The organism is Serratia sp. (in: enterobacteria), assembly GCF_046715635.1.
GTDB lineage: Bacteria > Pseudomonadota > Gammaproteobacteria > Enterobacterales > Enterobacteriaceae > Chania.
Window position 1 is genome coordinate 1 of record NZ_JBKJYW010000174.1, and the last position, 9,093, is coordinate 9,093.

Genomic DNA, 9,093 nt, shown 5'->3' on the forward strand with positions numbered 1-9,093 from the left:
CTCGTATACGTCCATCCCCAGCGCACCAATCTTTTGCTGTTTGAGGGCATCGATGGCGGCGGAGGAGTCGATCAAGGCACCGCGGCTGGTGTTAATCACCATCACGCCGTCCTTCATCATGGAGAACGCGTCCGCGTTCAGCAGGTGATGGTTTTCCGGCGTTAACGGACAGTGCAGGGTGATCACGTCTGCCTGGGCATACAGCGTTTTAAGATCGACGTATTCGGCACCCAGCTCTAACGCCTGCGCGCTTGGGTATGGGTCGTAGGCCAATAGCTTCATGCCAAAGCCTTTCAGGATACGCATGGTAGCCACGCCGATTTTACCGGTGCCAATCACCCCAGCGGTGCGGTTATGCATATTGAAGCCGATCAGCCCTTCCAGTGAGAAGTTGGCATCGCGGGTGCGTTGATAGGCACGATGAATGCGGCGGTTCAGGCACATCATCATGCCCACGGCGTGTTCGGCTACGGCCTCAGGAGAATAGGCCGGTACGCGTACCACTTTGATACCCAGCTCTTTCGCCGCATCCAGATCGACGTTATTGAACCCGGCACAACGCAGGGCGAGGATCTCGACCCCGAGCGCGGCCAGCTCTTCCAGCACTTCCCGGCTACCGTCGTCATTGACGAAGATGCATACGGCCTTACAGCCGATAGCCGTTTTGGCGGTTTTCTTACTTAGCAGAAAATCGAAAAATTCCAGCTCATAACCAAACTGCTGATTTACCAATTCAAGATACTTACGGTCGTACTGTTTGGTGCTGTAAATCGCCATTTTCATCGTGGTTTCTCCCGCGTGATTATGTGATCAAATTAACATATTTTGCCAAATACGACAATGGTTTAGCGCCCTGTGGCGGCGCAGGTCTTTTAGGGTTTTATGCTGATAATCAGTGTATTAGCCATTTTCTATATTCACCGGGTAAATATCAAAATTGCGAAACCTGCTCTATAAATGATGAGATGGGTTCACCTTCACCTGCCAGGGGATCCGTGTCATCATTGAACCTGGCTAATCGATGTTTATCAGGAACTAAACCTGCGCTTAATGACAAAAAGATTAAAAGTATTCATAGCGATCGTGGCGGGCATCATTCTGTTGATCATCACGCTGTGGCAAACTCTGCCGCGTTGGTTGCCGCGTGCGATAACACCTTGGTTACCGCAGGGTAGCCAACTGGTTTTACAAGGACCGTTGCGCTGGCAGCAGGGGGCTTTGCATCTTGATGGGCTGAAGTTCAGCGCCCAAGGTTGTGCCATAGCCAACGTCGGCGAGTTGAAGCTTTCCTACCAAATGGGCACCTGGCGTGTGAACGGCGAACGGGTCGATGTGGATACGGCCTGCCTGTCAAAATTGCCCGCCGCCGAGGGTGACAGCGCGCCGCTAGCGCTAGACCAACTGCAAGCGATGCTGCCGCCGTTTGACCTGAACATCAATCTTCTCACGCTCACCCCATGGCAAGCCTATGCAGGTAAATTGCAGCTGTCGTCTACGGGCAAGGGCCAACAGTTGCATTATCAAGGCAAAAATGTCACCGCCGAGGCGCAACTGGATGAACATCAGCAACTGACGCTAAGCAAGCTCAGCATTACGCCGCCCAACAGCACGGCTCCTGTACAACTGACGGGCAAAGTTACGGTACCGTTGGATATGGATAGCTTGCCACCCCAGGGGGCGCTACAAGGTGAGCTACAAACCGCCTATCTGAAAAAACCCTTGCTGCTGGATCTGCATTGGCAACAGCAACAGGGGGTGTTGACCCTGACGGAAAAGGGCAGCGACCAACCGCTGGCGACGTTCCCTTGGTCGCTAACGCCAAAGCAGATCAGCATAGAAAAAGGCGAATGGCGCTGGCCCTACCTGGAGCAACCGCTCAGTGGTGGTTTGAATGTGGCGTTGCATGACTGGAGTAAGGGGTTTGATGAAACCCAAATTACCGCACGTTTGAACGTAATCACCGCTGGGCATAATGGCAAGGGCAACGCGGTGCTGACGTTGGGGCCGGGTAGCCTGAGCCTGACCAACAGCGATCTGGGATTCCAGCTTACCGGGCAGGCAAACCTGGCCAATCTCTCGCTGACGGCGTCAATCCCCGGCATTATCAGCGGCTCGATCCTTAACCCAACGCTGGTGCTACAGCCGGGATCTTTACTGCGCGCCTGGGGCAGCCCGGCACCGGACATGAAGCTGGAAGAGGCTCGCCTGCCGCTGGCTGGGGTAAAAGTCACAGCTCTTGGGGTCACAGGCCGTTTGCAGGCGATTATCAGCGCCAGCGAAAGCTACTGGGGGCGCTTCAAGCTGCATCTGGACGGCCAGGCACAAGATTTCTGGCCAGACCATGGTCAGTGGCAATGGCGCTCTTGGGGTAACGGCAAGTTACCCCCGCTACAGGCCGCCTGGGATGTCGCAGGCAGTGGGCGTTGGCAGGACACCAGCATCACTCTAGATCGTCTTTCCACCGGTTTTGATCGGTTGAAATACGGCAAGGTCACGGTCGCGACGCCGCGCCTGACGCTCAGCCAGCCAATCCAGTGGCAGCGGGATGTCAAAGCACCGAGCCTTACCGGGGGCGTGCAATTGAAGGCTGATAAAACCAGTTTTGGTGCAGGCAGCTATTTGCCGGCTTCGGTGCTGGATTTGCAGTTGCAAGGTGCGGGACCAGACAGTTTCCAATGGCAAGGCGCGTTGCAGGCCGAGCAGATTGGGCCAATTACCTTGCGTGGCCGCTGGGATGGTGAGCGCCTGCGTGGGGAAGGCTGGTGGCCAAAGCAGTCGTTAACGGTATTCCAACCGCTGATTTCACCCGATCTGAATATCAAGCTGCGTGCGGGTGAGTTCTACGCCCAGTCGGCGTTTTCGGCAGCGCGGGTACAGGGGTTCGAGGCAGGCGGCCACTGGGTGGTGCGCAACGGCGGCATGTGGCTGCAAGACGGCGAATTGAGCGGGCTGGACTTTGTCTTGCCCTACCGGTTTAAGAATCACCTGTGGCAGCTTGGGGCCAAACGGCCGATCATGCTGCGAATCAAGTCCATCAAGACGCTGTTTGAGATGCAGAATATTACCGCCGACCTGCAAGGTACCTATCCGTACAGCGAGGTGTATCCGTTGACGTTGAGCAATATCGGTGTGGATATGCTGAACGGTCATATCAGCCTCTCAGCATTACGTATGCCACAGCATGATGCAGCGGTGCTTAAACTGGATCAAATCGACCTCAGCGCGCTGTTTACCGCGCTCAAGCCGAAGCAGTTCGCCATGTCTGGCCGCGTCAACGGCGAGTTGCCGCTCTACCTGAACCACCCCAAATGGCTGGTGCAAAACGGTTGGATCGCCAATGCGGGGCTCATGACGCTGCGGCTGGATAAAGATATGGCCGATGCCATTGGCAGTAATAACCTGGCCACCGGTGCCGCCATTGATTGGTTGCGCTACATGGAAATTAACCGCTCAAAGGCGCGGGTCGATCTCGATAACCTGGGCGAACTGACGCTAAAAGCGCATATCGATGGAGTAAATCCGCAGAAAAATGCCAAGCGTGAGGTTATCCTTAACTATAGCCATCAGGAAAACGTGTTTCAGCTGTGGCGCAGCCTGCGCTTTGGCGACAATTTACAAGAGTGGCTGGAGCAGGCGCTCTCTAAACCCGAGGAACAACAATGAAGAACGCGACAGGGCCATTGCTGGCAGCCGTGTTGGGTGCATCCTTGCTGAGCGGTTGCGTACCGCGCATTGAGGTGGCGACGCCTAAAGATCCCATCACCATCAATATGAACGTCAAAATTGAACATGAGATCCACATCAAAGTGGATAAGGACGTTGAGAACCTGCTGAAAGACCAGAGCGGTCTATTCTAGGAGCCAACATGAAAAAACATTATCTGTGGTTGATTGCCGCCGGTTGGTTATTCAGCGGGATGGCTCAGGCGTTGACGTTGGATGAAGCCAAGCAGCAGGGGCGGGTGGGCGAAACGCTCAGTGGCTATATCGCTCCGGTGAAGCAGGACGCGGAGACTCAGGCGTTGGTGAAAAAAATCAATGCCGGACGTGCCGAGAAATATCAACATGTGGCAGCCAGTAATCATATCGCCATCGATGAAGTCGCGCGGATGGCTGGCCAGAAACTGGTGACTCGCGCACCGGCGGGGGAGTTTGTCCGGGGCATTAACGGCCAGTGGTTGCAGAAATAAAAAAAGCGCGCGCCTTAGGCGCGCAAAGGAATTTAAACGACTTCTTGTTATGGGGGTAAAACGGATTTTGCAGGTATGTTTTACTTCCCAGAGCGCAATCTCTGCGCCCTGGCATCGCTATTATTTAAGCGGCGATCACTTCGGCCAGTAACGCTTTGGCATCGGCCTGGGCCTTGGTCGCTACGTCTGGACCGTAGGCAATCCCTTCGGCAAACACAAACTCAACCTCGGTAATACCGATAAAGCCCAGGAACAGACGCAGGTAAGGTTCTACCAGGTCGGTTGGAGTGCCTTTATGGATGCCGCCACGGCTGGTCAGAATGATGGCGCGTTTGTTTTTAACCAAGCCTTCCGGGCCGTTCTCGGTGTAGCGGAAGGTGACGCCAGCACGGGCAATCAGGTCAAAATAATTCTTCAACTGGGTTGGGATGTTGAAGTTGTACATCGGTGCGGCGATAACGATAGTGTCGTTGGCTTGCAGCTCGGCAATCAGTTCGTCTGACAGAGCCAGCGCTTCTTGCTGACGCGGGGTCAACGGAGCATCTGAAGGGCGCAGCGCACCAACCAGTTCACCATCCAGTACCGGGATCGGCTGTGCAGCCAGGTCACGCACGGTGATGGTATCGCTGCTGTGAGCATTGGCCCACTGCTCAACGAAGAAATCAGCCAATTGGTTAGACTGAGAATAAGTTGCCAGGATGCTGGATTTTAGAACCAAGACTTTGCTCATCGATAATTCCTTTCGTGTTGACTGTGACATCAGGGCCGGTCGCCCGTTGCATGAGGTACACTCTATTCATATTGTTTCAACAGGGATAGCGGAATATTTCGAGATCTACGTTCGATTTTATTGAACAAGAAAATCCACGCTAAACGGATGGATTATGGAGAGAAATGCCATTGTGGTATCCTGTTGCGCTAAGTCAAAAATCGATAAACCTAATTTAATAAACGCAGTTATTGGCACCTACACGTCAGCTATAACATCAAACCCTAGTCCCTGACGTTAACCTGTAGCCGCGAAGAAACAAGGAACACCGAACGTGAAATCTACGCTCGCGGCATTGTCATCCCAACTGGGTGACTTGATGCTCCGTGATCAGCAGCGCCTGCAACGCCGGTTGCAAGGTGCGCGCAAAGTCAAAAGCCCCGAAGCTCAACAGGCGGTTGCCGCAGAAATAGCGGCAGATATCGAGCATGCCTTGCAGAAGGTGCGCTCTCGTGCAGCCTCATGCCCGAAAATTACTTACCCGGAAAGCCTGCCTGTCAGCCAGAAGAAGCAGGACATTCTCGCCGCCATCCGCGATCATCAAGTGGTGATCGTGGCGGGTGAAACCGGCTCCGGGAAGACCACACAGCTACCGAAAATCTGCCTGGAGTTAGGGCGTGGCGTCAAAGGCCTGATTGGCCACACACAACCGCGCCGTCTGGCTGCACGCACCGTTGCCAACCGCATTGCCGATGAGCTGGAAACACCGCTGGGTGGCAGCGTAGGTTACAAGGTGCGCTTCAACGATCAGGTGGGTGAAAATACCCTGGTCAAACTGATGACCGACGGGATCTTGCTGGCTGAAATCCAGCAGGATCGCTTGCTGATGCAGTACGACACCCTGATCATTGATGAAGCGCACGAACGCAGCCTGAACATCGATTTCATCCTGGGTTATCTGCGGGAACTGCTGCCAAAACGCCCGGATCTGAAGGTGATCATCACCTCGGCCACCATCGATCCGCAGCGCTTTTCTCGTCACTTCAACAATGCGCCGATCATTGAGGTTTCTGGCCGTACCTATCCGGTCGAGGTACGTTACCGCCCAGTGGTAGACGACGCCGACGATACTGAACGCGATCAGCTTCAGGCCATCTTCGACGCAGTGGACGAACTGGGGCGTGAAGGACCAGGCGATATCCTGATCTTTATGAGCGGTGAACGTGAAATCCGTGACACCGCTGATGCACTGACCAAGCTCAATCTCCCGCATACCGAGGTGCTACCGCTGTATGCCCGCCTGTCCAACAGTGAACAGAATCGGATGTTCCAGTCGCACCACGGCCGCCGCATCGTGTTGGCGACCAACGTGGCGGAAACCTCGCTGACCGTGCCGGGTATCAAGTACGTTATCGATCCAGGTACGGCCCGTATCAGCCGTTACAGCTTTCGTACTAAAGTACAACGTTTGCCGATCGAACCGGTTTCACAAGCTTCGGCTAACCAGCGTAAGGGCCGCTGTGGACGTGTCTCTGACGGTATCTGTATCCGCCTGTTCTCGGAGCAGGATTTCCTATCGCGACCGGCGTTTACCGATCCGGAAATTCTGCGGACCAACCTGGCCTCGGTTATTTTGCAGATGACTTCGCTGGGGTTGGGGGATATTGCTGCCTTCCCGTTTGTCGAAGCGCCGGATAACCGCAATATTCAGGACGGTGTGCGCCTGCTGGAAGAGTTGGGCGCGATCAAAACCGCGGAAAACGGCCACTATCAGCTGACACCACAGGGCCGTCAGTTGGCACAGTTGCCGATCGATCCTCGCTTGGCGCGGATGGTGTTGGAAGCCCAGAAGAGTGGCAGCGTGCGTGAGATGATGATCATCACCTCGGCGTTGTCGATCCAGGATCCGCGTGAGCGACCGATGGATAAGCAACAGGCCTCCGATGAGAAACACCGCCGCTTCGCCGACAAAGACTCCGATTTTATGGCGTTCGTGAACCTGTGGGATTACCTGAAGGAGCAGCAGAAGGAAAACTCTTCCAGCCAGTTCCGCCGCCTGTGCCGCAACGATTTCCTCAACTATCTGCGGGTGCGTGAATGGCAGGATATCTACACCCAACTGCGCCAGGTGGTGAAAGAGCTGGGCCTGCCGGTCAACAGCGTGCCTTCGGACTACCGCAGCGTGCATACCGCGTTGCTGAGCGGCCTGCTTTCGCACATTGGCCAGAAGGATGCGGATAAGCAAGAATTTACCGGTGCGCGCAACGCCCGTTTCTCCATCTTCCCTGGCTCCGGGCTGTTCAAGAAGCCACCGAAATGGACGATGGTGGCAGAACTGGTGGAAACCAGCCGCCTGTGGGGCCGTATCGCTGCGCGTATCGAACCAGAATGGATCGAGCCGATGGCTCAGCACCTGGTCAAACATCATTACAGTGAACCGCACTGGTCGAAATCCCAGGGCGCGGTGATGGCCAGCGAAAAGGTCACGCTGTTTGGTTTGCCGATCGTCGCGGCTCGCCCGGTAAATTACAGCACCATCGATCCGCTGTTGTGCCGTGAACTGTTTATCCGCCATGCGCTGGTGGAGGGGGACTGGCAGACGCGGCACCCGTTCTTCGCTGCCAACCTGAAGCTGCGTGCCGAAGTAGAAGAGCTGGAACACAAATCGCGTCGCCGCGACATTCTGGTGGATGACGAAACGCTGTTCAGTTTCTACGATCAGCGTATTCCGAGCGATGTGGTGTCTGGGCGTCATTTTGACCAGTGGTGGAAAACCGCCGGTAAGCAAAACCCTGAGCTGCTCAACTTCGAAAAAGAGATGTTGATCAAGGACGGAGCCAACAAGGTCAGCGCGCTGGATTATCCGAACTATTGGTATCAGGGCAACCTCAAACTGCGCCTGACTTACCAGTTTGAACCGGGTACCGACGCCGATGGCGTGACCGTGCACATTCCATTGCCGATACTCAATCAGGTAGAAGAGGCCGGTTTTGAGTGGCAGATCCCCGGTATCCGCCGTGAACTGGTGATCGCGCTGATCAAATCGTTGCCTAAGCCGATGCGCCGCAATTTTGTGCCTGCACCGAACTACGCTGAAGCTTTCCTTGGCCGGGCAACGCCGTTGGAAATGCCGCTGCTGGATTCGCTGGAACGCGAGTTACGCCGCATGACTGGCGTGACAGTGTCACGTGAAGATTGGCAGTGGGATCAGGTACCCGATCATCTGAAAATGACCTTCCGCGTCGTGGGCGAGAAACATAAAACCCTGCGTGAAGGCAAAGATCTGGCCGCGCTGAGGCTCCAGCTTAAAGACAAGGTGCAAGAGACGCTATCGGCCGTGGCTGATGATGGCCTGGAGCAGAGCAATCTGCATATCTGGAGCTTTGGCAAACTGCCTGAGTTTTATGAGCAGAAGCGTGGTGGCTATTCGGTCAAAGCCTACCCGGCGCTGGTGGACGAAAAAGATAGCGTAGCCATCCGCCTGTTTGATAGCGAGCAAGAGCAGCAGCAAGCCATGTGGCAAGGTACGCGCCGCTTACTGTTGTTGAATATCCCTTCGCCGATCAAATATCTGCATGAGAAGTTGCCGAACAAGGCCAAGCTTGGGCTGTATTTCAACCCTTATGGCAAGGTGCTGGATCTGATCGACGACTGTATCTCCTGCGGTATCGACAAGCTGATTGCCGAACACGGAGGGCCGGTGTGGGCGGAAGAGAACTTTGCCCGGCTGCAAGAGTTGGTGCGGGCCGAGCTGAACGAAACCGTGGTGGGCGTTGCCAAGCAGGTGGAGCAGATCCTGACGACGGTCTTCAACATCAACAAACGCCTGAAAGGGCGCGTTGATATCTCGTTGGCGCTGGCGCTGTCCGATATCAATGCCCAGCTTAACGGCCTGGTTTACCGTGGCTTTGTCACCAATAACGGTTGGAGCCGCCTGCCGGACACCTTGCGTTATCTGCAAGCGATTGAGCGCCGCCTGGAGAAGCTGGCGATCGATCCGCATCGCGATCGCGCGCAGATGATCCGGGTGGAGCAGGTCCAACAGGCTTGGCAGCAGTGGCTGAACAAGCTGCCGCCAAAACGCCAGCAGGATGAAGAGGTGAAGGCGGTACGCTGGATGATCGAGGAGCTGCGCGTCAGCCTGTTCGCGCAGCAGTTGGGCACGCCTTATCCGATTTCGGACAAGCGTATCTTG

The 9,093-nt window shown here is 55.3% G+C and carries 6 protein-coding genes; 4 read left to right on the forward strand and 2 right to left on the reverse strand.

Features of this window, described 5'->3' with window-relative positions:
- A partial coding sequence (locus tag ACLQ7H_RS08630; RefSeq protein ID WP_411752308.1) for a 2-hydroxyacid dehydrogenase occupies positions 1-783 on the reverse strand: 783 nt, incomplete at its 3' end.
- A 267-nt stretch (positions 784-1,050) separates the two neighbouring features.
- Between ACLQ7H_RS08630 and ACLQ7H_RS08635 the strand changes: the two genes are divergently transcribed.
- The 3 genes from ACLQ7H_RS08635 to ACLQ7H_RS08645 are packed head-to-tail and all read left to right on the forward strand — an operon-like array spanning position 1,051 to position 4,189.
- A complete protein-coding gene (locus ACLQ7H_RS08635; protein ID WP_411752309.1) occupies positions 1,051-3,663 on the forward strand; it encodes a YdbH family protein in 2,613 nt (870 codons plus the stop codon).
- Positions 3,660-3,857 carry a YnbE family lipoprotein gene (locus tag ACLQ7H_RS08640; RefSeq protein ID WP_024486548.1) on the forward strand — a complete coding sequence of 66 codons (198 nt, stop codon included), beginning with the start codon at positions 3,660-3,662 and terminating at the stop codon, positions 3,855-3,857. Before ACLQ7H_RS08635 ends, ACLQ7H_RS08640 begins: the two co-directional genes overlap by 4 nt.
- 8 nt (positions 3,858-3,865) lie before the next feature.
- The gene (locus ACLQ7H_RS08645; RefSeq protein WP_411752310.1) at positions 3,866-4,189 is read left to right on the forward strand and encodes a YdbL family protein; all 324 of its coding nucleotides are present in this window, start codon (positions 3,866-3,868) and stop codon (positions 4,187-4,189) included.
- Positions 4,190-4,313: 124 nt separating this feature from the next.
- Here ACLQ7H_RS08645 and azoR read toward each other — a convergent pair whose 3' ends face one another.
- Complete coding sequence (gene azoR, locus ACLQ7H_RS08650; protein WP_411752311.1) at positions 4,314-4,919, reverse strand: FMN-dependent NADH-azoreductase; 606 nt, start codon at positions 4,917-4,919, stop codon at positions 4,314-4,316.
- A gap of 313 nt (positions 4,920-5,232) precedes the next feature.
- On the opposite strand from azoR, the gene hrpA reads away from it, so the two are divergent.
- On the forward strand, positions 5,233-9,093 hold a 3,861-nt coding region (hrpA, locus tag ACLQ7H_RS08655), incomplete at its 3' end, for an ATP-dependent RNA helicase HrpA (RefSeq protein ID WP_411752312.1).